This is a genomic window from Alteromonas lipotrueiana, assembly GCF_019249245.1.
In the GTDB taxonomy this organism is placed as follows: domain Bacteria; phylum Pseudomonadota; class Gammaproteobacteria; order Enterobacterales; family Alteromonadaceae; genus Alteromonas; species Alteromonas lipotrueiana.
Genome location: NZ_JAESDK010000021.1, coordinates 1 through 26,337, shown reverse-complemented (window position 1 = coordinate 26,337; position 26,337 = coordinate 1). Strand labels below are relative to the sequence as shown.

22 protein-coding genes and 1 pseudogene are annotated in these 26,337 nt (G+C 44.9%); 18 read left to right on the top strand and 5 right to left on the bottom strand.

Translation table 11 applies throughout. The features are described 5' to 3' along the window. The first annotated feature begins 50 nt into the window (after window positions 1–50). The 14 genes and pseudogenes from gndA (at window position 51) to JK130_RS13580 (ending at window position 17,670) form a co-directional block, all read left to right on the top strand. The gene (gene gndA, locus JK130_RS13645; protein ID WP_218354927.1) at window positions 51–1,604 is read left to right on the top strand and encodes an NADP-dependent phosphogluconate dehydrogenase; all 1,554 of its coding nucleotides are present in this window, start codon (window positions 51–53) and stop codon (window positions 1,602–1,604) included. 28 nt (window positions 1,605–1,632) lie between these two features. Then, a complete protein-coding gene (gene msrB / locus JK130_RS13640; RefSeq protein WP_218354880.1) occupies window positions 1,633–2,028 on the top strand; it encodes a peptide-methionine (R)-S-oxide reductase MsrB in 396 nt (131 codons plus the stop codon). A gap of 550 nt (window positions 2,029–2,578) precedes the next feature. Beyond that, window positions 2,579–4,024 carry a glyceraldehyde-3-phosphate dehydrogenase gene (locus JK130_RS13635; protein ID WP_218354879.1) on the top strand — a complete coding sequence of 482 codons (1,446 nt, stop codon included), beginning with the start codon at window positions 2,579–2,581 and terminating at the stop codon, window positions 4,022–4,024. 206 nt (window positions 4,025–4,230) lie between these two features. Continuing rightward, a complete protein-coding gene (locus JK130_RS13630) occupies window positions 4,231–4,776 on the top strand; it encodes a TlpA family protein disulfide reductase (protein WP_218354878.1) in 546 nt (181 codons plus the stop codon). Window positions 4,777–4,951: 175 nt separating this feature from the next. Further along, window positions 4,952–6,079, top strand: a complete 1,128-nt coding sequence (locus JK130_RS13625) for a M14 family metallopeptidase (protein WP_218354877.1) — start codon at window positions 4,952–4,954, stop codon at window positions 6,077–6,079. Window positions 6,080–6,171: 92 nt separating this feature from the next. Next, window positions 6,172–7,794 (top strand): alanine/glycine:cation symporter family protein, encoded by a 1,623-nt coding sequence (locus tag JK130_RS13620; RefSeq protein ID WP_218354926.1) that lies wholly within the window; start codon window positions 6,172–6,174, stop codon window positions 7,792–7,794. Between the two features lie 125 nt (window positions 7,795–7,919). Next, on the top strand, window positions 7,920–8,249 hold the full coding sequence (locus tag JK130_RS13615) for a zinc-ribbon domain-containing protein (RefSeq protein ID WP_218354876.1): 330 nt from the start codon (window positions 7,920–7,922) through the stop codon (window positions 8,247–8,249). Further along, on the top strand, window positions 8,246–8,536 hold the full coding sequence (locus JK130_RS13610) for a YeaC family protein (protein WP_218354875.1): 291 nt from the start codon (window positions 8,246–8,248) through the stop codon (window positions 8,534–8,536). Before JK130_RS13615 ends, JK130_RS13610 begins: the two co-directional genes overlap by 4 nt. Next, window positions 8,526–11,342, top strand: a complete 2,817-nt coding sequence (locus JK130_RS13605) for a DUF349 domain-containing protein (protein ID WP_218354874.1) — start codon at window positions 8,526–8,528, stop codon at window positions 11,340–11,342. Before JK130_RS13610 ends, JK130_RS13605 begins: the two co-directional genes overlap by 11 nt. Continuing rightward, on the top strand, window positions 11,326–11,544 hold the full coding sequence (locus JK130_RS13600; RefSeq protein WP_218354873.1) for a hypothetical protein: 219 nt from the start codon (window positions 11,326–11,328) through the stop codon (window positions 11,542–11,544). Before JK130_RS13605 ends, JK130_RS13600 begins: the two co-directional genes overlap by 17 nt. 720 nt (window positions 11,545–12,264) lie before the next feature. Continuing rightward, complete coding sequence (locus JK130_RS13595; RefSeq protein ID WP_218354872.1) at window positions 12,265–15,408, top strand: PAS domain-containing protein; 3,144 nt, start codon at window positions 12,265–12,267, stop codon at window positions 15,406–15,408. 407 nt (window positions 15,409–15,815) lie between these two features. Beyond that, complete coding sequence (locus JK130_RS13590) at window positions 15,816–16,010, top strand: type II toxin-antitoxin system VapB family antitoxin (protein WP_218354871.1); 195 nt, start codon at window positions 15,816–15,818, stop codon at window positions 16,008–16,010. After that, on the top strand, window positions 16,007–16,408 hold the full coding sequence (gene vapC, locus JK130_RS13585) for a type II toxin-antitoxin system VapC family toxin (RefSeq protein WP_218354870.1): 402 nt from the start codon (window positions 16,007–16,009) through the stop codon (window positions 16,406–16,408). Before JK130_RS13590 ends, vapC begins: the two co-directional genes overlap by 4 nt. 107 nt (window positions 16,409–16,515) lie before the next feature. Further along, a pseudogene (locus JK130_RS13580) lies at window positions 16,516–17,670 on the top strand (IS110 family RNA-guided transposase). A gap of 847 nt (window positions 17,671–18,517) precedes the next feature. On the opposite strand, the gene JK130_RS13575 reads toward JK130_RS13580, so the two are convergent. The 5 genes from JK130_RS13575 to ansA form a co-directional block, all read right to left on the bottom strand. Beyond that, window positions 18,518–18,781, bottom strand: a complete 264-nt coding sequence (locus JK130_RS13575) for a Txe/YoeB family addiction module toxin (RefSeq protein WP_218354869.1) — start codon at window positions 18,779–18,781, stop codon at window positions 18,518–18,520. Then, window positions 18,774–19,028 carry a type II toxin-antitoxin system Phd/YefM family antitoxin gene (locus tag JK130_RS13570; protein WP_218354868.1) on the bottom strand — a complete coding sequence of 85 codons (255 nt, stop codon included), beginning with the start codon at window positions 19,026–19,028 and terminating at the stop codon, window positions 18,774–18,776. Before JK130_RS13570 ends, JK130_RS13575 begins: the two co-directional genes overlap by 8 nt. A 181-nt stretch (window positions 19,029–19,209) precedes the next feature. Then, window positions 19,210–19,827 carry a hypothetical protein gene (locus JK130_RS13565; protein WP_218354867.1) on the bottom strand — a complete coding sequence of 206 codons (618 nt, stop codon included), beginning with the start codon at window positions 19,825–19,827 and terminating at the stop codon, window positions 19,210–19,212. Window positions 19,828–20,349: 522 nt separating this feature from the next. After that, window positions 20,350–21,162, bottom strand: a complete 813-nt coding sequence (locus JK130_RS13560) for a DUF2797 domain-containing protein (RefSeq protein ID WP_218354925.1) — start codon at window positions 21,160–21,162, stop codon at window positions 20,350–20,352. Window positions 21,163–21,193: 31 nt separating this feature from the next. Continuing rightward, window positions 21,194–22,201, bottom strand: a complete 1,008-nt coding sequence (gene ansA, locus JK130_RS13555; protein WP_218354866.1) for an asparaginase — start codon at window positions 22,199–22,201, stop codon at window positions 21,194–21,196. A gap of 516 nt (window positions 22,202–22,717) precedes the next feature. Between ansA and JK130_RS13550 the strand changes: the two genes are divergently transcribed. The 4 genes from JK130_RS13550 to JK130_RS13535 all read left to right on the top strand — a co-directional run bounded on the left by JK130_RS13550 (window position 22,718) and on the right by JK130_RS13535 (window position 26,200). Continuing rightward, window positions 22,718–24,442: a tetratricopeptide repeat-containing diguanylate cyclase gene (locus tag JK130_RS13550; RefSeq protein ID WP_218354865.1), complete on the top strand. Its 1,725-nt coding sequence runs from the start codon at window positions 22,718–22,720 to the stop codon at window positions 24,440–24,442. 383 nt (window positions 24,443–24,825) lie between these two features. Next, complete coding sequence (locus tag JK130_RS13545; RefSeq protein WP_218354864.1) at window positions 24,826–25,146, top strand: hypothetical protein; 321 nt, start codon at window positions 24,826–24,828, stop codon at window positions 25,144–25,146. Between the two features lie 199 nt (window positions 25,147–25,345). Then, complete coding sequence (locus JK130_RS13540) at window positions 25,346–25,549, top strand: hypothetical protein (RefSeq protein WP_218354863.1); 204 nt, start codon at window positions 25,346–25,348, stop codon at window positions 25,547–25,549. 90 nt (window positions 25,550–25,639) lie between these two features. Continuing rightward, the gene (locus JK130_RS13535; RefSeq protein WP_218354862.1) at window positions 25,640–26,200 is read left to right on the top strand and encodes a YqhA family protein; all 561 of its coding nucleotides are present in this window, start codon (window positions 25,640–25,642) and stop codon (window positions 26,198–26,200) included. The last annotated feature ends 137 nt before the right edge of the window (window positions 26,201–26,337 follow it).

Sequence of the window (26,337 nt, the reverse complement as noted above, 5' to 3'; positions counted from 1 at the left end):
GCGATGCAGGTGGTAACATGCGCAGCCATCTGAAACACAAGGTGAAAACCATGCACAAAGAAGATGGAAATGCTCTGGTCGAAAAAAACTGCGATGTAGGTTTTATAGGCTTAGGCGTTATGGGGGCGAATTTAACCCTGAATTTAGCTGACAATGGTTATCGGGTTGCGTGCTTTGATTTAGACCAAAGTAAAGTTGATTTGATACTGGCTAAAGAAGCAGATGAACGCGGCGATGATTCTGTACCGCGTATTGAAGGTTGCAGCTCGTACACTGAGCTTTTGAGTAAGCTAAAAGCGCCTCATTTAATTATTCTCTCTGTTCCGGCCGGCGACCCGGTCGATCACGTATGTCACCATCTTATCGATGCCGGTATCAAAGCCGACGATATTGTTATTGATACGGGTAACAGCCTTTGGACCGATTCGGTCGAGCGCGAAGAGCGCTACAAAAGCAAATTTATCTTTTTCACCACCGCGGTTTCTGGTGGTGAAGTCGGCGCCCGCTTTGGACCGTCACTGATGCCTTCCGGAAATCCCTATGCCTGGACCCGAATTGAACCGGTGCTTACGGCGATTGCCGCAAAGGTCGATCCTGAGACCGGCAAACCCATCGAAAGCTACACGCCAGGCAAACCGGTTAAAAACGGCGAACCATGTGCTACTTACATAGGTACCATGGGCGCAGGCCATTACGTTAAGATGGTGCACAACGGTATTGAATACGCGGATATGCAGCTAATATGTGAAGCCTATCAAATTATGCGTTCTTCATTACGAATGTCGGCAGCCGAAATTGCTAAAGTTTTTCGTAAATGGAATGAAGGTAAACTAAACAGCTACCTGATGGAAATCAGCGCCGAGGTGCTGGAGCAAATGGACCCTGAAACGGGTGTTCCTTTGGTTGATGTTATTTTAGACAAAGCCGGTCAGAAGGGAACAGGATTGTGGACGGCGGTAAGTGCTTTGCAAGTTGGCAGCCCTGCCCAAACCATTACCGCGGCAGTGTTTGCGCGCAGTATTTCCGGTCTTAAAGAAGAACGCGTTAAAGCGAGTACTATTTTGCATGGCCCCGAGTCACAACCGCTTAGCGATGAAGCGAAAATGAGCACGGTAAATCAGCTGGAACAAGCACTGTACTGCTCTAAAATCTGTGCGTACGCGCAGGGCTTTCAGCTTATGGCAACTGCTGCCACTGAGCATAACTGGGACCTGGAATTTGGTGAAATTGCTAAGATCTGGCGGGCAGGTTGTATTATTCGCGCAGTATTTTTGCAGTCAATTGCACATGCGTACGAGAATGACGAAGATCTTGAGAACCTGCTGCTGGATCCGTTTTTTGCTGATCAAATCACCCAAATGCAGTCTGACTGGCGCGAGGCTATCGCTCAGGCGACGCTGGCTGGTATTCCGTGTCCGGCAATGATGTCGGCGTTAAGCTATTACGACTCGTATCGTACCGCAGTATTGCCAGCTAACCTGCTGCAAGGTCAGCGCGATTACTTTGGCGCTCATACTTATCAGCGTATCGACAAACCTGCAGGTAAAAAATTCCATCTTGACTGGAGTCATCCTGAGCGTTTGCAGGTCGCTGTTAAAAAATAAACAAGTAAACCTATACACAGGAGGCAACATGACAGACAAATGGAAAGAGACACTTTCTGATGAAGCCTATCGGGTGACCCGGCAAGCCGGTACCGAACGGCCTTTTTCCGGTGTATTGTTAGACGAAACCCGTGATGGTAATTATGTTTGTAAGTGCTGCGGAGCAATACTGTTTTCTGCCGAGACCAAGTTTGATACTGGCTGCGGCTGGCCATCTTTTTATGATCAGGCTAAAGACAGCAACGTGGGCTTTAAGCAGGACACCAGTCATGGGATGGTACGTACAGAGATATTCTGTAAACAGTGTGAAGCTCATTTAGGGCACGTGTTTCCAGATGGTCCTGAGCCGACTGGTCAGCGTTATTGTGTCAATTCGTTATCGATGGATTTTAACTCTGACACAGGCGATACAGTAGAAGGCTGATTGCACCACAACGCCTTAACATGTGATTGCTTTTTGTACAGAATATTATAGCTTGTTTAAAAAGGGTGGTGGATAGCCACTCTTTTTTTGTACCTGCGAAAATATTTACTGAAACTTTTTTACGAACCGCCTGTTGCCATTTTATTGATACTCGCCAAAATTACGGCCTGTAAAAAGCCTGTTTACTTAGGTTTTAGCTACCAGTCCGCTACAGAATTTTTTATTCAGGGTATATAGGAACGAATAATAGCCAAAAGTATACAGACTTTACGCTTATCGTTTTGACGCTGGTCATTACGTTGAATTGTATTAGCGCAGTAAACAAAAACCGGCAATTGAACGATTTTTGTTTTTATTGTGGAAAACTTACCAAAGAATATAGGCAAAATACATCAATTGCCGAATTACTGTAATTAATCAACAATTTGGTAAATAGTTGTCTCTTTCCTAAAATGCTTGCGTCCATGACCGACATCAAACTCATCTCGAATGTACCCTAATAATAAGTCGTCATGGACTTTTTCTTACTTTAAGTCGATGAAGGCATAGCATGAATCAACAGTACGAACAGGAATTACAAAGTAGTTGGCAAGAGCGTCAGGAATATGCGGAGATGATGTTACCGCTGATTGGTCGCTTGTATCGCAAATTTGCAGTTGAGATTTCTGTGTATGGCAGACCTTTGCTGAACGCTGGTGCTATTGATGTGATTAAAGCTCATCGTCAGGTTCGCTTGTATGAAGGCATTAAATTGCGCTTACGTGAAAGCTGGCCCATTCTCGAAGCGCTGGATAAAATGCATCTGGCTCCGGCGCAGATTGACATTGGCAAGCTTGCTTACGATTTTCATTACGGTTCGGCAGTTGACCAACAAGACCTTGACCGCTATTTACAAGAAAAACTTGCGACAGTTATCGATCAAAAAGACGAACAAGAACCCCGTGATGTGGTGCTATATGGGTTTGGTCGTATTGGACGATTACTTGCACGTTTGCTTATTGAACGTCAGGGCGTAAATAATAAACTGCGTCTACGTGCCATTGTGGTGCGCGGTGGCCGCGAGGGCGATCTTGAAAAACGTGCCAGTTTACTGCGCCGTGATTCAGTACACGGCCCGTTTAATGGCAGTATCACTATTGATGAAGAACGTAATGTTATTAAAGCCAACGGCTCATTTATACAGGTTATATACGCCAACAGCCCTGATGAAGTTGACTACACCCAATACGGCATCAACAACGCCATCGTTATAGACAATACCGGTATTTGGCGCGATGAAGACGGTCTGGGTCTGCATTTAAAGGCCAAGGGTACTGCCAAAGTTATGCTTACCGCTCCGGGTAAAGGTGACATCAAAAATATAGTACACGGCGTTAACTGCGATACGATTTCCCCAGACGATAAAATATTGTCGGCGGCAAGCTGTACCACCAACGCTATTACCCCGGTTTTGAAAGCCCTGGATGAAAAGTACGGTATTGTGAGCGGGCATGTTGAAACCGTTCATTCATATACTAATGATCAAAACCTTATTGATAATTATCATAAAGCAGAGCGTCGCGGCCGAAGCGCACCGCTTAATATGGTTATCACCGAAACCGGTGCCGCTAAAGCCGTAGCCAAAGCTTATCCTGTTTTGGCGGGTAAGCTTACCGGCAATGCGATTCGTGTACCTACCCCGAATGTATCGCTGGCTATATTGAATCTGAATCTGAATGAAGCCACCGATAAATCGCAGGTTAATGAATTTTTGCGAGATACGTCACTATTTTCATCACTACAACACCAGATTGATTATACCGCCAGCAAAGAGGTAGTATCCTCTGATTTAGTGGGTTCAAGGGCAGCTTCTGTGGTCGACTCACGTGCCACTATTGTGTCTGATAACCGCGTGACCTTGTATGTGTGGTATGACAACGAGTTTGGTTATAGCTGCCAGGTGATGCGGGTGGTGCGGGATATGGCAAACCTTAGCTATCCGACCTTACCAGCCTGAAGGGTTGAACCGGCAGTTCGGATTCGATTGCTAGCGCATCTGACACCGTTTAAGTAAAAACACAAAAAAGCGAAGGGGCCTGGCTCTTTCGCTTTTTTTTTAACTCAAATCAGCCTTTTTTCATAAAATACCGTAACATTGTGTAACTTGTCAGATTCAAATGTATTTATTGTTTAGTTGTTCGCTGTCTTTAAAGGAAAATCAATATGGCAAACTTGCCTCGACCATGGTATCGGCGCTCTCTGGTTCGCTGGATGCGGGATATCGCCCTGGTGAGCCTGGTCATCTACGGCATTAGTGAGTGGCAAATGCGAGGGATGTTGTCGACAGGTGAAGATGCGGTGGCCTCGGTCACCTTCATTAAAACCCTGAAGGGAGAACCCTTTACCATTGCACCTAAAGCTGGAAAAAGAACGCTTATTTACTTTTTCGCGCCCTGGTGTGAAATTTGTAAAATGAGCATTAAAAATGTGGATGTAGTGGACACCCAACGGTTTCAGGTTTTTCGCATTGCTCTTGATTATGATAATCCTGCTGAAGTGCGAAAATTTTTGAAAGAGGCAAACGTAGACGAGCGGGTCTTTTTAGGGAACAAACAGCTGAAATCGAATTTTCAGGTGCAGGGGTATCCTTCTTATTATCTTTTGGATGAACAATTTAACGTGATCGATAGGGCGCTGGGGTATTCTACAGCCGCAGGCTTGAAGGTCAGAACCTGGCTATCAGCGCCCGGTCCCGATACACCTCATTAAATAATGGGCAAAGGTAAACAAAAAATTGTCTATCGGTTGTACAACTGTCAGCAAAGTTGAACAAAAATGTAAAAAAATTGACTCACTATTGCTCAGGATCCCCTTTAAAGCATGGTATTGACCAAACACAGTGTGCTAAATTACCGCGCAAATTCGTTTTTAAAAAGTGACTATCATGCATATTTCCAGTCAGTTCGACAGCGGTAATATTCGCGTTATTAAAGCCGAGTCTCCTGAAGATATTGTTCTGGGTATTAATCCTGACAACGAATCTGAATTTTACCAGTGGTTCCACTTTCGCTTATTCGGTGAGGTTTTTACTCTGTATACATTGCGCATCACCGATCTGGCGAAGTCGGCGTATCCTGAAGGCTGGAAAGATTACAATGTATTGGCTTCCTATGATCGTCAAACCTGGTTTCGGGTAGACAGTGAGTTTGACGGTGATAACTTAACCTTTGAATTTACGCCTGAACAACCCAGCGTTTATTTTGCTTATTTTGTTCCTTATAGCTACGAGCGGCACCTTGACTTGGTAGCTGATGCGCAAATGTTCATCGACTGCGAGCACCGTTTATTGGGTCAAACCCTTGATGGTCGTGATATGTCGATGCTGGTTATCGGACAACCTGGTGAAGGCAAAAAGAATATTTGGATCACCGCACGCCAGCACCCGGGTGAAACTATGGCTCAATGGTGCGCCGAAGGTTTACTATACCGGCTACTGGATGAAGAAGATGGGTTATCTCGTCAGCTTCTTGACCAGGCTGTATTTCATATCATTCCGAACATGAATCCCGATGGCTCAGCACGAGGACACCTGCGTACAAATGCGGTGGGTACCAATTTAAATCGCGAATGGGCCGAACCCACCGCGCAGAAAAGTCCTGAAGTATTGTATGTACTCAATGCCATGAAAGAAATCGGTGTTGATATGTACCTTGATTTACATGGTGACGAAGCTTTGCCGTATAATTTTGTGGCCGGCAGCGAAGGTATTCCTGCGTACAGTGACAAAATTAAAGAATTAGAAGAGACGTTTAAACGAGCTTTATTAACGGTAACGCCAGAATTTCAGGATGAATTTGGCTACGACAAAGATAAGCCCGGCGAGGCAAATTTGTCGGTGGCTTCGAATGCGGTAGGGCAGCGTTTTGAATGTTTAGCGTATACTTTTGAAATGCCATTTAAAGACAATGCCGATTTGCCTGATGCTATATTTGGCTGGTCAGCGCAACGTTGTCATCAGTTAGGCGAAGATATGCTGGTAGCGATTCGTGCGGTCGTTCCGTCATTAAGATAATTAGAAAAAGCACATCACAATAATAAAACAATAAGTATTGAGGGGAACCAGGTTTGGAAGGTTTACTGAGTTTATTTAACACACTGGATGGTATGCTGGGGGGCGCAGTTTGGTTTCCTTTTGTGCTACTTGGCGTAGGGCTGTTTTTCACAATCTATTTGGGCTTTCCCCAGGTTCGCTACTTTATGCATGCCTGGAAAGTGGTTCTTGGAAAATTTGATAAAGACGATGAACCTGGTGATACCACGCATTTCAGAGCGCTAACTACGGCGTTATCGGGCACGGTAGGCACCGGTAATATCAGTGGTGTTGCCTTTGCCCTGTACTTAGGGGGCCCGGCTGCCTTATTCTGGATGTGGGCCACTGCGTTTTTCGGTATGACCACAAAGTTTGTTGAAGTTACGCTGTCTCATAAATATCGTGTGCAAACCGAAGACGGCACCATGGCCGGCGGTCCGATGTACTACATGGACAGGCGTCTTAACATGAAGTGGCTGGCCGTCGCCTTTGCGGTTGCTACGGTTATCAGCTCGTTTGGTACCGGCAATTTACCCCAAAGTAACGGTATTGCTCAAAGTATCGAAGCTACCTTTGGTTTTGATCCGATTATTGTCGGCAGTATACTTGGTATTTTGCTGGCCATGGTAATTCTGGGTGGTATCAAGCGTATTGCGGCGGTTACCGCACGTGTGGTTCCTATCATGGCGGTGATTTACCTTATCGGTGCTATGGCGGTAATTTTTGCGAACCTGGAAAATATTGGTCCTTCGTTCACCTCAATTATTAGTGATGCCTTCAGCGGTACCGCCGCAGCGGGTGGGTTTTTAGGTGCGTCCTTAGCCTACGCATTCAACAAAGGGGTCAACCGGGGTCTGTTTTCTAACGAAGCAGGTCAGGGTTCTGCGCCTATTGCGCATGCGGCGGCAAAGACAAAAGAGCCGGCTTCTGAAGGCATGGTGTCGTTGCTTGAACCTTTTATCGATACCATCGTAATTTGTACTATCACCGGTCTGGTTATTTTGTCTTCCGGAGTGTGGAAAGAAAAACACCAAAACCATTTCGACCGCACTGACATGTATTATGTCGAAGGCAGCTATAGCGATAACGAATCAGGGGATGTAAAAAAGCTTTATAACTACCTGAACGAAATCGATGGTAATACCGTGAAAGCTTATAATGGACCTATCACCGTGGTAAATGGTACGGCGGTCTCGGGAGGCTTTACATTAATCAATGCCCGGTCTATCGCAGAAGATGTTACCTATACGGTTAACGATGAAGACGCTTTTAGTGGCACGCTTCAAATTGTTGATGGTAAACCGACCAAAGAAAATCTGGAAGTGTATGGTAAGTCGCTGGTTCACTCTGCGGCGCTTACTACAATAGCCTTCACGCGTGGATTTTTTGGGCACTGGGGACAGTACATTGTTTCGATTGGATTGATGCTATTCGCGTTTTCTACCGCAATCGCCTGGTCTTACTATGGTGACAGGGCAATGACATACCTGGCGGGCCCGCGTTCAGTGATGCCATATCGCGTAGTGTACGTAGCAGGGTTTGTCTGGGCCTCATTTTCAGACACCACCGTGGTCTGGGCTTTATCAGCTGTCGCAATTGTAATTATGACACTGCCCAACCTGTTTGGTATATTATTGCTAAGCAAAGAAATGAAGCAGACGGTTAGTACGTATTGGACAAACTTTTATAAAAAATAAGCCCGCCTTATCAGTGTGACGTGCGTAAACATGAAGATTAGCGTTTGCGACGTCACGCTTTTTATCATCACTGTTCAATAGTTAAAACACCCTGCTTTTTACACATTTTTATAACCGGAGTTTATATGGCGCTGATTGACTGTCCGTCGTGCAATAAGAAAATTTCAGACAAAGCAGCCGATTGCCCGCATTGTGGTTTTTCTTTGGCCGATGCTTCTTCAGAAGATATTTTAAGAAAGCAAAAGCTTAACCGATTTAAGAAACTTCACAGTATTCAAAATCAATCCATGATGGCGATGTTGTTATTTGTGGCCGGATTTGGCTTTATGTTTTGGGGTGGGGCCACTAAAGGCGATTTACAATACAACCTGGCGGTATTGAGCTCGGTGGTGGGCTTTATTTGGTACATCGTAAATCGTATCAGAATTTTGATTATTAAACGGTTTTCCTCATGAATATTGATGCACTTGTTGCTGCCATGACTCCTGAGCTTTATCTGCGATTGCGCCAGGCAGTTGAAACCGGCAAGTGGCCTGATGGTACGCCACTGACTAATGAGCAACACGAAAGCAGCATGCAGGCGGTCCTTTTGTATCAATCTAAAGTAGAAAAGTCGACCGAGCATATGACCATTAATGAACAGGGCGAAATTGTGCATAAAAGTAAAAGAGACTTTCAACAGTCTGTACAAAATTCTACGCCCGACAACGAAATAGCGCGGTTTAGACAGGATGATATTTAAACGTTTATTTTCGCCTTCTCATTCAAGTAACAAACCTGAAGTCAGAAAGTCTGCAATAGAAAAGCTGTCGGCTGACAAACCTCAGGATAAGTCTATTTTGCATGAACTGGCCTTTAACGACAGCGACCCTCAAGTTACTCTGGCTGCTTTAAATAAATTAAACTCTTTCGCGTTGTGGCAAAAAGCAGCACAAAGCGCGCATCATGAGCAGGTTCAGCGTACAGCGCGACAGTACATAGAAAACGCAGTATTGACTGATTCTCATAGTAGTTTGTCTGAACAGCAACGATCAGACTACCTCATTGAAACAGCAACGACTGAGCTGGCAAAGTCGGCATTACTAAAGCCCGTTACCGGTCTTTCTGATGAAGTGATTTTAACGCTACTTGATAAGGTTAACCGGGACGAGTTTACATTAAGCTATTATCAGCAATCAGCGGCGCCGTCGGTTCGCCGACGTATTATTGAACAAACTAATGATGCTCAGTTACTTGAAAAATTATCGCGAAAAGAGTCAGACCAGGCACTGCTGGAAACAATCAGTCATAAATTAGCGCACTTCGCTGAAGCGAAAAAAATGCCCGATGTGGTCAGCCGGCAGGTGACTTTAATCTTAGCAAAGCTAAAAGCTTTACTGGAACGCACGAGTTATGAAGATGTACTGGAGCGCCGCTCTGCGTTGATTAGTGAGTTTGAACAACTTGAAGAACAATTACACTGGCTGGACGACGAGCAGCAGCACGACGCTAAAACAAAGTATCAACAGCTTTGTGAACAGAGCGAAAGACACCTGGCACGTTTAAAGCCTTATTATGAGGCTGCTCGTAGCCAGGCGATGCGGTCTGCTTTGCTCAATACAGCCCGTCAAACCATGGCATATGTTAAGCAGCAAATTGATGACTTGTACGCTAATAACCCAGCCAAAGCTACGTTAGAGCAAATTGAGCAAAGCCATATAGCTATGCAACAAGCGGATACAGCTCTGAGTGCGCTAAACCAGAATGCTGAAGCAGATGATAGCTTATCTAAAGAGGTCGCCGACCTTACCAAAGAAATGGCGGTTCAGCGCGAATACCTTGAGCAGTTCTCTTCACAACAACAGTATTGTCAACAACTGGAAGATATTCTTAAACATGCGTTAAATGATAAAGAAAAATTTGAATCTGATTTTACGGCTTTTAGTGAATTAAAACAGCAATGGCAGCAGACTGCATCTCAGGTGTTTATTCTTCCTAAAGAATATCAGCGTCAATGGCGTTCATTGTCTCAAGATATGAATCAGCAACGTAAAGTGGCCGAAAAGCAGCGTGATGAAGCCATCAAAAGTTGCCGCAGACAGCTGAATATTATCGACAATATGATTGAACAAGGTAAATATCGTTCAGCCATGAGTCGGTTTAATCAGCTGAACAAAGAATTTCAGTCGCTAGATGAAGACCAACAGAAAAAGTTAAGCCGACGTTATCAAAGCACGCAAATTCAGGTAGAGCGCTTAGAAGGGTGGCAGAGTTATCTGGCCGCACCACGAAAACCTGAACTACTCGATCAGGCGCAGCAGTTAGCGTCTGAAAAGCCCGACAATATAGCTCAGCGCGCAAAAGAAATAAAAAGCTTGCGACAACAATGGCAAAGCCTAACTAGCCCGAACAATGACTCGCAGCAAGATGAGAAGTTTGATGCGGCCCTTGAAGCTGCTTTTGCGCCATGCCGGGAGTTTTATGCCGAGCAGGAAGTTCAGCGCAAGGCAGCGTATCAGGAGCGCCAGAAACTCATTGAGAAGGTAGAAAGCCTTGATTGCGACCAGCCAGTTGAACAATTGCAACAGCAGGTTGAAGCATTAAAGCAGCAGTGGCGTAATACCGGACAAGTAGATAAACGCGACTACGAAAAACTAAAACAACGTTGGGACGCCGCATTAAATACACCAGCTGAGAAAATTAATCACTGGCATCACCAAAACCGGGAGCGTAAACAAGAGCTTATCGCGCACGCCCGGGAATTGCTGGAAGAGGGTATTAATGAGTCTGCGGCTTCGCGTGCCCGGGCGTTGCAACAGCAGTGGAAGACAGTGGGTCATGCTGGTCGGCGCCATGAAAGTAAATTGTGGAAAACCTTTAAAAGCATCAACGATTCTTTGTTTCAGCAGCTAAAGCAAAGTAGTGATGAACAACAATCTGCCCAAAAAAATGAAGCTGATCGCCTTATTGAGCAGATTGATAACTTAAGACAGCGGCTCAATATTGAATCTTTGACTGAAGTTCGGGTGTCAGCGGCGGTGGTACAGATTGAGTTGCAGCACCTTCAGGGCAATGAATCTAAACGCGTTTACAAAGCGCTGAGTGACTTACAAAAAGCAGTAGGACACATAGAACAACTCAGACAACGACAGGTTGTTGCACAAGAGTATAGTGCGCTGCTTGAAGCGCTTTCAATGTATACTCACGCCGAGTCACCTGCGAGTGAACAAATTGATGATCAAATCTGGCAGGCCCTGGCTCGTGCGCATCAGCAAGCGTTGTTGGCTAAAACGCCTGATAAACCGCGTAGGTGGTATACCACCAAGTTGGAGATTTTGGCAAATACGGCAACGCCCGACGAAGATACCTCGCTACGTCAAAACATTCAGTTGGCAATGATGATGGCAAAGCTAGAGCAGGGTGATGAATCAGAGTTAGAGGATATTGTTCTTTTGTGGGTAAGTTGTGGTGCCATAACTGATATCGAAAAGCCTTTATTTGAACGTTTTGCAGACGTTATAAAACGTTTGTTTATTTATACGGAATCAACAAATGAACGTGCAGATTGAATATGAGTTTGAAACCGAACAAAAGGCTTATCGTTTTCTAAATACGGCAAAGCATCTTAGCGCTCAAAATCTAACAGTGAAATTTGGGCGTTCTGATCATCACGTAAAAGTAGCCTACGAATACGCAGATAACCAGTTCGATACCACGGCTTCTGAACTTGATGATTTAGCACGCGATCTCGACGGTGAAGAGGTGAAATGATTTGGGTTAGGCACTATTGCCTCTGATGTTTTCAATTCAGAGTGTAATTGAGTCTGACCCTTCCATATGTGCCAGCAGCGGATATAGGTAAAAGCACAGGGAAGTTTCAAATAACAAACTAAAGCAGACATTTAAATTTCCGTTTAAATAGATGTTTGAGCGGTTTGAATCTATCAAACACTCACTCAGATATTATTTAGCCTTCTATATTTTTTGCGAGCAGACCGTTTTTTTAGGTTGCATCATACATAGATAAGCTTGGTTATTTAGCACGATCTGGTAATAAATCACTTCATGCAAGGTGAATCATTTATGTCAGTGCGCTTAGATAAATTGCGTGGGAAAGAGCTTATTCATACAAGATGCGCCAGAGACTGTGCTATCACCAATACCTCAACTGGCTGCTCTTGCTGAAGTTCATTAGCGTGTTAATGATGAGTCGCACTTTATAACTGCGACGCATTCGCCAGTTCTTCTTGCATTTCCAAATGCTAAGATTTTAAAATTTAGAGAATTTGGTATATTTGAAATCACACGTGAAGAAACCGAGCACTGCATAGTGACAAGAGATTTCTTCAATAATTATCTCTCGGAGAAATGTGCAGTTGTTGGACGATGACTCATTCGCCTATAAAGTGTAGTAAACACGTTCGCTGCGCTCACTGGACTGGCTCGCAATTGCGCGTCAGTCGTTCTCATTGGCGTTATAGGTAGGACCAAGTGACAAAAGAAACACCACATTTTTTGGCTGGCGGCGGTGCAATGGGTGCGCGGTTGCGGGCCTTTGCCTGGGAACAAACGCCCCTGGGTGCACCGACGGCTTGGCCGTCATCATTGAAAACATTGGTGGGAATCATGTTGGCGTCAAACCAACCGATGTTTGTAGCGTGGGGTCCCACGCGCACTCTTATCTATAATGACTACTACGCCGAAATCCTGGGAAACAAACATCCAGATGCGCTTGGCCGCGATTTCTTAGGTGTCTGGTACGAGATCCGGGAGCAACTCCAGCCGATAGTATCTGCTGCTTTGAGAGGCGAACCGGTGCAGATGCAGGACATCCCGCTGATAATGCACCGGCACGGCTATCCGGAACAGACTCATTTTTCCTTCTTCTATTCTCCGGTGCGAGGCGAAGGTTTGGAAGTCGAGGGATTGTTCTGCGCGTGCACCGAGATCACCGCCCAGGTGCTGACCGAGAAGCGGTTGGCCGAAAGCGAGGCCCGGCATCGCGGTGTGCTCAACAACATGGATGAAGCATTCCTGTTACTGGGAGCCGACTTGCGCGTACTGGAAGCCAATGATGCCGCTTCGCATCTGATTAAGACGCAGGGCGACATAGTCGGAGAGGAGTTCGGGGCCCTTTTTTCGGAAGACGGTCAGGCTTCAGTCTACTCAATGTGCCAACGCGTCAGGGCCAGCGGTACACCAGAGCGGCGCGATTATTCACACGTATCAGCTGAACAAGGATTGTGCTGGTTTGAAGCGCGCGCCTATATGGTCGACGCGGGACTGGCCGTGTTCATACGCGATATCACTGAGCATAAGAAAATGGCTGCAGATGCAGCGGACGCAGCCGAACGCGTACAACTGGCGCTGGACGCGGGGGCCATCGTTGGGACCTGGGTTTGGACGATACCAGACAATCGTTTTATTGCAGACGCCCGTTTCGCCGCCAGCTTTGGACTCGACGAGACGCTGTGTAAGTCGGGCCTCCCACTGGAAGTCCCCCTGGAATCCATTTACGCCGATGATCGCGACCGAGTCTCGGCGGCGCTCGAGGAGGTGATGGGGCGCGGTGGTGCATACAGGTGCGAATATAGGGTCTGGCACAGGGATGGTACCCTGCGCTGGGTCGAAGCCAACGGTCGGGTAGAACTTGACGCCGACGGTAAGGCGATCCGCTTCCCGGGCGTATTGTTAGACATCGAGGACCGACGACGCATGGAAGCCGAACGCGACCAGGCCGGCACGCTGCTGCGTATGTTTACTGATGCGGTGCCCGGGGTGGTTTATGCCAAGGACCGTGCTGGCCGATTCGTGGTTGCCAACCGCGGAGTCGCGGAACTGCTGGGCCTGCCCCCCGAGGCGTTCCTGGGGCGTACCGATGAAGACGTACTCGCAGACAGCGTCCAGAGCGCCGCCATTATGGCGAACGACCGCCGCATTATGGATTCCGGCGTTAGCGAGCAAGTCGAGGAAGAGGTTATGCTATCGGATGGGACCCCTGCCTTCTGGTTGTCGACCAAGGCACCGTGGCGTGATAAAGACGGGAACATTTTGGGTTTGATCGGCTCGTCCGTCGATATTACGGACCGTAAATGCATGGAGAACGCATTACGTGTATCTGAACAGCGCTTTGCACTGGCCATGGACGTGGCCCAATTCGGAACCTGGGTCTGGAACGTACAGGCCGGCGACGTCCGCATGGACCCACGATGCAGGCAGATAGTCGGTGCTGCAACGGATGATGCGGTGGTGACGCTGGACGTCTTGTCCCAGCGCGTCCATCCCGAGGACTGGCCGCGGATAGACGCCGCTCTCAATCATGCACTTCAACCCGGTTCCGGTGGCAGCTATACCGAGGAGTTCCGATGGACCCACGCCGATGGTCAGGTGGTGTGGACAATGGCGCGCGGGCAGATATTGTTCGAAAACGACATGCCGGATGCCAGACCCTTGTCAATGATCGGGACGGTACTCGATATCACAGAGCGCCGGCGAATGGTCGAGAGCTTAGAGCAGGCGGATCGCCGCAAGGACGAATTCCTTGCCATGCTCGCACACGAGCTGCGCAACCCTCTGGCCCCGATTGGGACAGCGGCTAGCTTGCTGGAGATGGCACCTGTGGATAATGAAGCGCAGGTGCGGGAGATTGGGGGAGTCATCACGCGCCAGGTGGCGCATATGACCGAGCTAGTGGACGACCTTCTGGACGTTTCGCGGGTGACGCGGGGCCTGGTGGACTTTGCGCGTGAACCAGTGGACATTCGCTCGGTAATGGACGCAGCAGTGGAACAGGCCCAGCCCTTGATCGCTGCGCGCGGGCATGCCCTCACCACACAATTCCCTGATACGGCGGTGGTTATCGGTGACCGCCACAGGCTGGTTCAGGTGGTGGCGAACCTGCTTAACAACGCTGCGAAGTACACGCCAGTTAACGGTCGGCTGCAAATGTCGATGCAAGTCCAAAATGAAAAGGTGCAACTGTGTGTCACTGACAGCGGCATAGGTATGGACGACGCACTATTGCCAACGGTATTCGAGCTGTTTGCGCAGGGTAAGCGCACTCCGGATCGCTCCCAGGGAGGCCTGGGAATCGGCTTGGCTCTGGTCCACAGTATCGTGGAGCAGCATGGAGGTACTATTACCGCCACAAGCCCTGGCCTTAATCTGGGCAGCACATTCACGATGACGTTGCCATTGGCGGCAACTGATGAGGCGCTGGTACAAGCGCCATCTGTCGCCACGGGTGCGAGTACATCGTTGAAAATACTGGTTGTCGACGACAACCGGGATGCGGCGGAGTTGCTCGCTATTCTGCTGGATGCACAGGGCCATGAGGCCGAAATCGCTGTCGATGGCGCTGGCGCGCTGGCCATAGTGCGGGCCGAACCACGTTGGGACGCGTTCATCCTGGACATTGGTTTACCCGACATGACGGGATATGAACTCGCGCGACAACTTAAGATGACTGCTGATTGTTCGACCTACATCGCGCTGACAGGCTATGACCAGTCCCGCGATCGCCAGAAGTCAAAGGCCGCTGGGTTTGATCATCACCTGGCTAAGCCCGCTGGCTTCAGTCAATTGCAGCAAATCCTGAATGGAATCGACTCCGTACAGTTTGAAAACAGCAAATAGATACTAATGACTAGATGCTAGAAGCTAGTAAAGCGCCAAAGCCAAATAAAAAATTTAGGCAGAGCCAGACTGGCCTTACCCTGTATCGGTCTCATCACACCTTGTACCTACCTCGCCATTCCGGCGTTCTTTTAGCCGGAATGGGTTTAATTTAGTGGTTAAGGGTCCCTTTTAAAAGTATGCAGGGATGATGTAAAAGGTGACTGTCCTGCTATTACTGTAGCTCTTGGTTCTAATGAAAACTTTTACCGCGACGTTAAAAAGTTATTCTGACCAATTGTGTATAACGCCTGATTAAGCAGTAAAAATTTGCTCTATAATTTTTATCCGTCTTCAATCTATTGTTATGTTTTTTCAACGGAGTCATAATGTGTATAAAATTACCACTCTCTACACATAGGTGCAACATGAGAACTAATATTGTCATCGACGATAAATTAATGGCAGAAGCGCTCAGTGCGACTGGTCTACAAACCAAAAAAGAAGCTGTAGAAGAAGGCTTAAAAGCATTAATCAGACTCAGAAAACAAGCTAAGATTCGCTCTCTTAGAGGAAGGTTAGATTGGGAAGGCGACCTTGATGATATGAGAACCAGTGAATGATATTGATAGATACTAGTGTTTGGATTGATTACTTTAAAGGTATTGAAACACAAGAAACTAATTTATTAGATACAGTTTTGAGTAATGATAGTGTGGTCATTGGTGATTTAATCTTATTGGAGATACTTCAAGGGTTTCGTTCTGATAAAGACTATGAAACAGCTAAAGAACACCTACAAGTATTACCTCAGTTTAGTATGCTTTCACCAGAAATAGCGATAAATGCAGCTGAAAATTACCGTGTTTTAAGAAAGCGTGGCATAACTATAAGAAAAACCGCTGACGTAATAATTGCAACATTTTGCATAAATAAAAGTATCCCACTGCTATTTGCTGATAAAGACTTTATACCCTTTACCAAACATTTGAAACTTCAATCGGTATTAACCGAAACATAGACACAATGACTCCCTGAGAAATGCTAGCCTCCGCATTTTCCTGGGTTAGCTCAAAAAGCCAGTGCCATAATTAGTTTGTTCAATACTAAATCAATTTGGAGGCTAGCATGAACAAACATAGCATGATTTTTATCGGATTGGATACGCATAAAGAGTTTCACGAAGTTGCCTATTGTGAAGAGCAGCGCGGGGCAAGTGCTGTGCACTATGGTCGTATTCTTTCTTCAAAAGTCAGCGTTAAAAAGCTCATTCGTCAGTTTGAATCGAAATACCCTGAGGCAACGATTCGTGTGGTTTACGAAGCAGGGCCTTGTGGCTACTGGATTTATCGGCTGATAACAAGTTTAGGGCATTGTTGTTATGTCGTCGTGCCTTCCCTTATACCCAAATAGCCTGGTGAACGAATTAAGACTGACCGCCGTGATGCACTTTAATTAGTGAAGCTGCTAAAGTCGGAAGATCTCACGCCTATTTATGTGCCGGAGCCAGAAGATGGGGCAGTACGAGATTTATCCCGCGCTCGCGAGCTTGCCATGAAGGATTTAAAAGAAGCCAAATACCAACTCAAAGCTCTGCTACTGAGAAATAATATTCGATATGAGGGCACTGCTAATTGGTCGAAGAAACATCTGCGGTGGCTGACCGAGCTGATATTACCTCATCCCTCGCAGCACATTGTGCTGCAAGAGTACTTACAAACGATAGAAGAGCGCATACGACGATTGGAAAGGTTAGATAACGAACTGACACATCATGTACACCAGTGGCGGTATTATCCTGTCGTTAAAGCGATTCAAGCCATGCGTGGTGTGAGGCTGCTAGTGGCGGTTGGAGTTGTTGCTGAGCTTGGAGATTTACACCGCTTCGACCATCCTAGAAAGCTCATGGCTTATTTAGGTTTGGTACCAAGCGAGCATTTCTCAGGCGGAAAACGTCATTTGGGGGCTATTACGAAGTCTGGCAACGGCAGAACTAGGCGCTTGTTAATTGAGGGGGCGCACAGCTATCGATATCCCGCGAATGTGTCGACTAATATTCAAATCCGGCAAGAAGGGCTACCCAAAGACATTGTCGATATTGCGTGGAAAGCACAGCTTCGCCTGTGCAAACGCTACCAGCGAATGAGCAAGAAAGGTAAACATTACAACCTCATTATCACCGCAATAGCCAGAGAGATGGCCGCCTACATATGGGCTATCGCGAGAGAAGTCGTGCTTACGCCGGTCAATCCAAAATTAAGATTGAGCAGAGTACCTGCATGATAAACGAGTTTGAGCTAACGCATTCGGATCAGGCCGCGGAATGTGGCACAACCTACGAAAAAGTTATGATGGCAGTCACCTAACCATGATTGATCCACGAGCATAGACTGATGAGAAGGTGCTACGGCGGAACATGTAAGGTCAGCTCTGCTTATTCAATGAATAAGTAATCTACGAATACCAGCATACCAACCGACGACATTACTGCCTCATCTGGTGCGTTAGCTCATTTATTATGAGTAAGAAACAAAGCTAATTATGGGCTGAAAGAGTGTCAGGGAAGCACTCGTTCAAGCTTGACAAAGGGAGTCATACCAACTTTTCAATAACGGGCGCAGGCGTGCAGGGCATAATGGCGAAGCCGCCCCGCGTGTACGTGTCCCAGCGAACGAAGTGAACGAGTTTATTGGGTTGTTAGTACCCGTAAACTCAATACTACCTAGCAACATTATTTGATTTTATTCCTATTTCTGATTATTTCCCGATAGCTGAAATAGGTAAAAAATGGGGATAGTAAATAAAAAGCTAAGAACACATCTAAAGCAAAAAGTGGGTAAATTAGTTCTGCCTGTCCAATAGAGCCGCAAAAGTCCCGAGAAAAGAAAGAAATACATTCATAGACTGAAGCTGACCAGACATACGCAGTAAAACCGAATAAAACGCCAATGATCAAAAGACTTCTTAACATTTTCAGATAGAGCTTTTTCGATGGTTTTACTTTCAAGCTTCCTGCTCCGAGGGTACTAACACCCCAAGAAGGGGTAATTGCACGCAGGCTATAATATGGAACGAAGTGACGGGAGCCAGCGTGAAATTGTCCCACTTACTTGATGTTAGCTGCCACCTACTAATAATGATAACGACACGAGATAATCGTAATTGCTGTTTCATTTACGGCATATACCAGACGATTAGTATCATCTATTCTGCGAAACCATAAGCCAGAAAGGTTTTCTTTAAGGGGTTCCGGTTTTCCAATTCCATCAAACGGAGAGCGCTTAACATCGGCAATTAGCTTATTGATGCGTTTCAAGGTTTTTTTGTCTTGAGTCTGCCAATAGATGTAACTATTCCAAGCTTCATCAGTCCATGATAATAGCCTGTTACTCATCAATAAGTTCTCGCTGGGTCGTTTTACCCGCCTTAAATTGTGCAATTGAACGATTTAAGTGTTCAACATTCGCTGGAGAACGAAGTAAATGAACAGTTTCCATAAGGCTGTTGTAGTAATCCAATGACATTACAACAGCATCTCCAGAGTCACGACGAGTAATTACAGTAGTATCCGCATCGTTAATTACATTATCTAAAACGGCTTTTAGGCCATTTCGGGCTTCGGTAAAAGAGACTATTCTCATTTCGCACCTCACTTGTACAGTATATGGAACAAGTTTAGTTCAAAACTAAGTACATGTACAGAATGTTGTGCATGACTTTACCTTGGCACCTAACGCCTAATTAACAGGCAAAAAATAGTTGGTTAAAATAAGCGACGAAGGAGCAAAAACCAACTGTTTTTTGTCCTTGTTTAATTTCTTGTTAGGTTTTCTTTTTATAGAGATACCAATACTTATGGCTACCAGTTATTGGAACTAAAAAAGCTACTCCTGTTGCACTATCGATGTAGCGCATTACCAGCCCATCAGCAGTTTTATTAACTGCATAAGATCTCCAATTTTGAGCTATGACTCCATGCTCGTTAACAAATTGATTGTTTTCGAAAACTAATGCCCCTTGTTTACAAGAAAATTCTTCGTTTTGTTTTGACAATGTAGACTCTATAAATACACCTTCATCGGAAGTCGCTACAATTAGAAGGCTATTATGCAAAGGGTCAAGAATTAACTCGATAGAGTTAATATCGTTTTTATCTTTAGATTCAGGCAGGATTAGCCATGCCAAATTTAAACCACTTTCACCTTTAGTGTTTGTAGCAATATTTTCATACTTCCCAGATATATCAGGGCACTCATTACCCATTATTTTAGGTATCTTTGCCCAATTATCTGGATATTCCTGATTGGAATTTGAGGTACATCCTGTGATTAGCAGTAATAAAATAATAATTGAATGCTTCATACTTCCCTGAAAACCTAACAATTTAATAGCGCGCAAATTGCGCGTTTTTTTACCGAGCACGTGCTCGTTTTTATCCATATTGCCATGATTGCCGAGCTTCTGAAAGTCAACGTTGATACTACCATCGATAGGCTGAGCCTAATTATTTTCAGGACAAAAACGCGCGATTTTCTCGTTTTTCTGAATATGGCGGCAAACGCTTGTTTGAAATTGCGTTCACAAAATTCTACTACTGTTTTGTTAGCTTAAGCAGACGTCGATGCAGTGATGGTTTAACGACCGCTCTTTGCTCATAGCCGCCTGTAAGATAACGTCCGATCCTTTGTATCTAGGCTGTAAAATCAGACATAAGCTATTCAAATAATTTTTAGTGCTAAAAGCGCAGATAGCGTCAGGCCCGATAGTTATCGGGCCTTCACTATTTTTCAACGAGGACTTTGCAACAGTGAGGTAAGAGGGGATTGTCTCATCGAACAATCTTATCGTTAATTACCTTATTACCTTGCCCGACTGGGTGGCCTTGCCCATCCTGTATTAACTAGCAGTGATGGTGATATTCATTGCGAAAAATCACAGCAGAAAAACCTTTTACCGAATTTGTTATTGCGTCGACACTTGCAGTTCGTAACCTGCGTATTTACGCATGTTTATAACCCGGTTTTCATCCAGAATAAGATATTGCCCTTTTATACCGTGCAAAATACCACTAAAAGAGGGGGTTTTATCCAGGTTAATCGAACTTACCTTTTCGGGATATTGCTGAACCGGATAAACAATTTCCACCGTTTCAGAAGAGATCTCACTGACTGCCTGCAGTCCTTTTTCTTGTTGGAGCTTATCTAACCCAGGCTTTATGGCACGCAAAAGCTCATCTTTTTTAGCGCAAAGGTCCTGTTCTTCGGGTGCACCTTTTAGCATGGTTCGCCAGTTTGTTTTATCGGCAATATAGTCTTTGCACAAAGTTTCTACCAACCCGCTTGTAAGGCGGTTGGGAACTCGCAACATGACGATAGCCTGGCTGGCACCCTGGTCCATCCACCGACTGGAAACGGTGTCTGTTACATGGCGGGTAATGCCTACCTTCAAATTTCCAGTATTGGCTAAATAAACATAATGATCACTCATACAATACTTTTCACCCCACTCGGGTTCGCGGCAAGTACCTTCGTGGTAGTGACACTTTTCTGGTTTGATTATACAGCTGTCACATTGTGCTAAACGGGTCATGCACGGGTAACAATAACCCTGGTTAAAGCTTTTTTTGGTCTTTCGATTACAGTGCACACAGTTAATCGTGCCGGTATGAGACATTGAGATACGCTGTCCTATGAGAGGATTCATGGGTAGCAATGTCTCACCAACCGGCAAAGAATACTGTACTTCATGAGACTGGGGGTCAGCACTAACCTGCATTTTTCGAATATTGCCGGTCAAAATCTTTGAATCAGTCACTTAATTCTCCACGCAGGTTTTGCGTCAATAAAGATTGTATTTTTTCAAACGGTAAATTTTTACTCAATAAATAGTGCAGTTTCGCCAGAGCTGCTTCGGGCGTCATGTCACTACCGGGGAGCACTCCCGCCGCAGCTAAGCCCTGGCCGGTGGCATAACCGCGCATGTTTACGCGCCCGCGCAAGCACTGAGTACAATTAAGAACCGGTATTTTATTAGCTGCAGCATGTTCTAACTGCTCCAGAAGGTCGCGATGTAACGGCGCGTTGCCAACGCCATAACTCAGTAATATAAGTGCGTTCACCGGCTGCTGAAGTATGTTTTTAATTACCTGGGAAGATATTCCGGGGTATAGGCTTACCAGTCCAATAGGCTGTGCAGAAACCGAACTAACCTGCATAGCGTGGTGTTCATCGGTGGCTAATTTTCCTGCATTCAGGCGGATGTTGATACCGGCTTCTATTAATGACGGAAAATTTGGCGAGTCGAAGGCATTAAAACCGTCTGCATCTACTTTACGGCTCCGATTACCCCGTAGCAAACGATTATTGAAAAACAGACTAACCTCAGCAATAGGGTAATTTGCGGCGATATAAAGCGCATTCAACAGATTGACCTGTCCATCAGAGCGCAGTTCAGCTAAAGGAATCTGCGAGCCCGTGACAATGACTGGTTTCGATAAATTTTCCAGCATAAAGCTAAGAGCCGACGCGGTATACGCCATGGTGTCAGTACCGTGCAAAATAATAAAGCCATCGTACTTTGCATAATTTCGCGAAATATCTTCCGCTATTCGCTGCCAGTCAGCAGGTTTCATATCTGATGAGTCAAGCAGGTGGTCGTATTCGTGCAGGGTGAATAACGGCATTTCGCTACGATGAAACTCAGGCATATCCTGAAGCGTTTGACTTAAAAAACCAGCAGCCGGTACATAGCCGTGCTGCGACGGCTTCATGCCAATGGTTCCGCCTGTATAGGCTATATAGATGTTTTTACGCATGGGGTGCCGATAAGCAATTGATTTGGCTATATTGTAACAAGTGACAGCCATAAGTCATCACAAAGGCAAACAGAGTGAAGATATCGTTTAACTAATAAGATTAGCCAAAAGTATAAGATGAAAAGCAATTAGTGCTTGCAGATAGTCCGACAACGGGCATAATTAACTCGTTAATATAAGACAAAACATACACATTATTCATACCTATAGGTAAATAGCTGGCTTTATCGCAGGGGGCGTAAAAGCAAGTCAACTTACGTATTTAACCCGTATTAAATGTGTGTACTAACATCTGATGCTTTATAAACAGGGATATTTATGAGCGGAATATTTTCAAAAAAATACCATTATCTTATCGACCTACCAGAAGTTCTTTTTTATCAAAGGTTGAGCATAGGCCCCGGTCTCTGTACATTTTTTCTCAGGGCTTGTGGTTGGGGCTCACGGGTAAACCTAAGCTTCAATAACATTCTTCGAAGTAAACAAATTTCTGTCTGCCTGACACGGCAGTAATCTATGCTCAGAGCTATTGTAGTACTGATTATTTGTCTGGGAATGACCCATGCCGCTTACGCAAAAAATGCGCACATACTCGAAGAAGTCGATGCGATAAAATTGAGCGATCGTTCACAGGCTCAGCGGCTGCTTAGCAAAATTCAGTTAGACCAGCTTAAACCACAAGAACTGTACCTTTACCGATATTTGAAAGCCTATTTAAGTACCTTTGACGGGGACTTAGACTTCACCCTTGACCAATATGAAGCATTATTACAAGTACTGCCTGATTCGGTACTTAGGATCAGGGTATTGCAATCTGCGTTAGGTATCGCTTCTTATCGCGAAAATTGGCAGCAAAGTTTTGAGCTTGCTGCTGAGCTTAACAGTCTCCTCGAACGCCATGGTACGGCTGAAACAGAAGCTGAAGCTTATCAGGGACTTTTGGTGTTTTACAAAAATGTAGGGCAGTTAGAAACCGCCGAGATCTACATCCGTCGTATTTTAGAACACCCTTTTGCTAACGCTGAACATAAGTGTTTTGCAAAAAGTAAGGGTGTAGAAATTAAACTCGATAAATCCACGGTCACCGAAGCACAAATTTATGAAGCAATAGAGCAATGTAAATCGACCGAACAGGATTACTTTATCTCGACCAATCTGATTACCCTGGTGAGCTATTATATAAGTCAGAATGAACTGAGTAAGGCCCGCGTAGCCGCAAAAGAAGCATGGTCAAAGGTCGAACCGGTGAACTTTGTGTTTCTTAAAAGTCAGTTTTTAGCCACTTATGCCAAACTTAAATATATGCTTGGTAATAACCAAGCGGCTGTCAGCATTGCCCGGCAGGTTATTGCCTTAGATAAAGCAGAGCAATACAAAGCATCTTTGATTATTGCGTACGAGCTTTTAGCAAAATTGTCTGCTGCGCAAAACGATTACCAGCTGGCCTATACCTATGTTTCTGCGGTAAATCGGCTTGAAGATGATTTTCACAATGAACAGGTGGTGAAATCCCTCGCTTTACAGCAGGCGCGTTTTGATCTGAAGAATAAAGAAACCCGAATTACGTTATTGAACAAAGAAAATAAACTGCTTAGCACAGAGACACGCCTGGTTAGTGAACAAATTCAGAGCATGATCATGGCACTAGGGCTGGCCGTATTGACGGTGATTATTCTTTTATTCTGGTCTTATCGCACTCGCCGGGTACAGAACAAACTGAAGTATTTGGCCACCACCGATGCCTTAACGCAAGTTGCTAATCGAGGTCATTTCAGTGAACAGGCAAACTTACTCTTATCAAAAGCGAAAATCAATCATCTCCCTGTTGCGCTTATCTTCTTCGATCTCGATCATTTCAAGAAAATAAATGATAGCCATGGACATCAGACCGGCGACTGGGTTTTACGCAAAGTTGTATCAATGATTAATGAATGCTGTCATTCTAATCAACACCTGCTAGGACGCATCGGTGGTGAGGAATTTGGCATACTAATGACCAATACTGATATAAATACGGCGCGTGTTTTTGCTGAACGTTGCCGTGAAGCAATTAGCAGAATTGATCCGGATGTGGTCGGTACAGCGCTCACCGTTACGGCTAGCTTCGGTATCAGCGATACTCAACAGGTGGGTTATCATTTGGAACAGTTGTTTTCGGCATCTGATTTGGCCTTATACCAGGCGAAGAAATATGGCCGCGATCAGGTGTGCACCTATTCTAATCACGAATCAAATCTCTAGTTTCGCCGCATTCAGTGAAAAACTTAACGGTTATAAGACATAGCTTGCGATTCGCTATAGGCAAGATACACGCTTGGGCTATAGATGTTCAACTTATATACAGGGGGGAGTTAAGAAAATAAACTGACTTCCTTAATTTCATTTATCGACAGTCACTTCAAAAAATTTTCGATACAATAATTGATATAGAATAAAGTAAATTATTTTTATAAAGCATTTAATTTTGTATTTTCATTTGTTCTGTTATTTTTCGATAAGTTAACTTTTGCGGTGTGATTTCAATCAATTAAATTCAGTTCTTATATTTTCACAAAAAAAGGTTAACTAATTTTAATAAATAGTTTAGCCTTCAATAATACGCTATGTGGACAAAGTGAAATGTTTTGAGCGAACCCAATCAGCTTATTTTACTCTACTTTATTATTCCACTATGGATGCTTGTGGGCTTTTCCGATTGGTTATGCCAGTGCAAGTCGTACATAGCGTCTACCGCAGGTGTGAAAGAGTCTTTTATTCATTTGCTTATATTCGTAGAAGTCGGTGTGGCTTTGCTTCTGGCTATGCTCTTCAAAATAAATGCTTTGGTGTTATTGATTGCCATAGTGTGTTTTTTTCTGCACGAAGCTACGGCACTATGGGATGTAAGTTACGCTAAACGAAAAAGAGAAATTTCAGCTATCGAGCAACATATTCATAGCTTTTAGAGTTGATTCCATTGATGGTTTTAGTTTTGATCGTTTCCTCTTGTTGGCAAGCCTTTCTTTCACCGAAGAATTTTCTCTGTGCTACAAAGCGAAGGGCCAACCCCTACCGAATAAAAAAGCATACAAAAATTGAATGAGCGAGAAAAATAGCTTCTAAAACGAAGCCTGGACTTTGGTATTATCAACTACTGAGAATATTATGGTACAAGATAGCCTACAGAATAAGTTTGAACACGCACAAGAGGTATTTCAAAAATCCAGTGTTCGGCATCATCAGTCGAGTGTTCTTATTGATGCGGCCATTCAGGGTAAGGTTTGTGAGCATCAACGTCGCCTCGAACTGCAACAACGTGTGTTAAAGCGTGTAAAGTGCGATTTAAAAAGTATCGAAAAGCGTTGCTAACTACATTTACTGTACTGTTTTTAGTAGAAAGTGCTTTAAATCTGCTGTGTTTAGACTACTATCGCTCTTTTGTTTTTTAGTACTAATGCAATGAAACCAAACTCATCAGGTAATAAGCGTCAGCCGCTTTCTGAGCGCTTCGAGCAACCCTTTGAACGCGCGCTGTGGCGTTCCAGATTATTAGTTATGTTCGCAGTAATACCGAGCATTCTTGGGGCGCTGTTATTGTTTTGTATAGGTACCGTAGATATTTTCAATCTGGCGGTTTTAATCGTTAAGTATTACCTTGGTGAGCCCGGGCCTGATATTCACGATACAGTTGTTCCAAGTATTATTATTGCCATTGATATCTACTTAATCGCCGTTGTTTTGCTGATATTTGGTACAGGAATTTATCGGCTGTTTGTGTCGCCCATTGATGAGGCAGAAAGCCACGGTCCTTCGCATCCTTTTAATGTTCATTCTTTTGATCAGCTCAAAGATAAGATTGCAAGGGTAGTGATTTTGGCGGTTATCATTGAGTTTTTCAGAGCCGTGGTAGATATTAGTTTTGAAACTCCACTAGATGCTATTTATTTAGCTTTATCTATTCTTGCGCTTGCCGCAGGCTTGTTTTTGATGAGTCAGGCACACCGGGATAAAGAACATTAAGGCAGGTTTGATAATAAGTAAAAATTACCACTGCTAATTTTTATTAACAAAGAAGATGTTCCCGCGGATTCAACCCCGAAGTGCACCACTCGCTAAATTAAGCCGCGCCACGTAATTTATCAAACACCACTGCTGGC

Excerpts from the sequence above, each read along its gene's own strand:
- gndA (WP_218354927.1), top strand. The coding sequence starts at position 51 with ATGCACAAAGAAGATGGAAATGCTCTGGTCGAAAAAAACTGCGATGTA.
- msrB (WP_218354880.1), top strand. The coding sequence starts at position 1,633 with ATGACAGACAAATGGAAAGAGACACTTTCTGATGAAGCCTATCGGGTG.
- JK130_RS13635 (WP_218354879.1), top strand. The coding sequence starts at position 2,579 with ATGAATCAACAGTACGAACAGGAATTACAAAGTAGTTGGCAAGAGCGT.
- JK130_RS13630 (WP_218354878.1), top strand. The coding sequence starts at position 4,231 with ATGGCAAACTTGCCTCGACCATGGTATCGGCGCTCTCTGGTTCGCTGG.
- JK130_RS13625 (WP_218354877.1), top strand. The coding sequence starts at position 4,952 with ATGCATATTTCCAGTCAGTTCGACAGCGGTAATATTCGCGTTATTAAA.
- JK130_RS13620 (WP_218354926.1), top strand. The coding sequence starts at position 6,172 with ATGCTGGGGGGCGCAGTTTGGTTTCCTTTTGTGCTACTTGGCGTAGGG.
- JK130_RS13615 (WP_218354876.1), top strand. The coding sequence starts at position 7,920 with ATGGCGCTGATTGACTGTCCGTCGTGCAATAAGAAAATTTCAGACAAA.
- JK130_RS13610 (WP_218354875.1), top strand. The coding sequence starts at position 8,246 with ATGAATATTGATGCACTTGTTGCTGCCATGACTCCTGAGCTTTATCTG.
- JK130_RS13605 (WP_218354874.1), top strand. The coding sequence starts at position 8,526 with ATGATATTTAAACGTTTATTTTCGCCTTCTCATTCAAGTAACAAACCT.
- JK130_RS13600 (WP_218354873.1), top strand. The coding sequence starts at position 11,326 with ATGAACGTGCAGATTGAATATGAGTTTGAAACCGAACAAAAGGCTTAT.
- JK130_RS13590 (WP_218354871.1), top strand. The coding sequence starts at position 15,816 with ATGAGAACTAATATTGTCATCGACGATAAATTAATGGCAGAAGCGCTC.
- vapC (WP_218354870.1), top strand. The coding sequence starts at position 16,007 with ATGATATTGATAGATACTAGTGTTTGGATTGATTACTTTAAAGGTATT.
- JK130_RS13575 (WP_218354869.1), bottom strand. The coding sequence starts at position 18,781 with ATGAGTAACAGGCTATTATCATGGACTGATGAAGCTTGGAATAGTTAC.
- JK130_RS13570 (WP_218354868.1), bottom strand. The coding sequence starts at position 19,028 with ATGAGAATAGTCTCTTTTACCGAAGCCCGAAATGGCCTAAAAGCCGTT.
- JK130_RS13565 (WP_218354867.1), bottom strand. The coding sequence starts at position 19,827 with ATGGATAAAAACGAGCACGTGCTCGGTAAAAAAACGCGCAATTTGCGC.
- JK130_RS13560 (WP_218354925.1), bottom strand. The coding sequence starts at position 21,162 with ATGCAGGTTAGTGCTGACCCCCAGTCTCATGAAGTACAGTATTCTTTG.
- ansA (WP_218354866.1), bottom strand. The coding sequence starts at position 22,201 with ATGCGTAAAAACATCTATATAGCCTATACAGGCGGAACCATTGGCATG.
- JK130_RS13550 (WP_218354865.1), top strand. The coding sequence starts at position 22,718 with ATGCTCAGAGCTATTGTAGTACTGATTATTTGTCTGGGAATGACCCAT.
- JK130_RS13540 (WP_218354863.1), top strand. The coding sequence starts at position 25,346 with ATGGTACAAGATAGCCTACAGAATAAGTTTGAACACGCACAAGAGGTA.
- JK130_RS13535 (WP_218354862.1), top strand. The coding sequence starts at position 25,640 with ATGAAACCAAACTCATCAGGTAATAAGCGTCAGCCGCTTTCTGAGCGC.